This is a genomic window from Neisseria sp. P0022.S009 (assembly GCF_051956675.1).
In the GTDB taxonomy this organism is placed as follows: Bacteria; Pseudomonadota; Gammaproteobacteria; order Burkholderiales; family Neisseriaceae; genus Neisseria.
In genome coordinates, this window is sequence record NZ_JBQCXE010000024.1 from 1 (window position 1) to 817 (window position 817).

At 51.9% G+C, this 817-nt stretch carries 1 protein-coding gene; it reads right to left on the reverse strand.

What is annotated here, in order from left to right; translation table 11 throughout:
• A partial coding sequence (locus tag ACTHUG_RS11245) for a class II fructose-bisphosphate aldolase (RefSeq protein ID WP_440422253.1) occupies positions 1-641 on the reverse strand: 641 nt, incomplete at its 3' end.
• Between the last annotated feature and the right edge of the window lie 176 nt (positions 642-817).

Consider the following 817-nt stretch of genomic DNA (forward strand, 5'->3'; position numbering starts at 1 on the left):
ATACGCAATACGTCGCCTGTGGGCGGACGGGTGAATTTGTATGCGCCGTGGCTGGTACCGACGGCAATCGCCAGTGCATCCACGCCGGTATCTTTAACGAAACGTACGGCATCTTCGACGCTGGTCAGCATTTGGTCGTGGGAAAGTTTGCCCACTGCGCCTACGCCGTCTTCTTCGCCGGCTTCACCGGTTTCGAGGTTGCCCAATACGCCGATTTCGCCTTCAACGGACACGCCGCAAGCGTGGGAGAAGTTAACGACGGTACGGGTGGCGTTGACGTTGTATTCGTAAGAAGAAGGGGTTTTGCCGTCTTCCATCAGCGAGCCGTCCATCATCACGGAGGAGAAGCCCAGTTGAATGGAGCGTTGGCATACATCAGGAGATGCGCCGTGGTCTTGGTGCATTACCACAGGGATGTGTGGAAATTCTTCGACTGCGGCCAAAATCAGATGGCGCAGGAATGGGGCACCTGCGTATTTGCGTGCGCCTGCGGATGCTTGAACGATAACGGGGGCGTTGACTTGGTCGGCCGCCTCCATGATTGCGCGCATTTGTTCGAGGTTGTTAACGTTGAATGCGGGCAGACCGTAGCTGTTTTCGGCAGCATGGTCCAATAATTGGCGCATGGATACGAGTGCCATGAGAAGCTCCTGAAGTAGTGAAGGGTAAATTTATCCGATAAATTATAATGTTTTTTGAAATGAAAAACTACAAGCTGTTACATTGTTTTTATATATTAACGAACAGGGTCTCGGTTTATAATGGCGTGGTATTGAAAACGGGTGTGCAAAATGGATAGGATTTCGGTGGCCGAGTG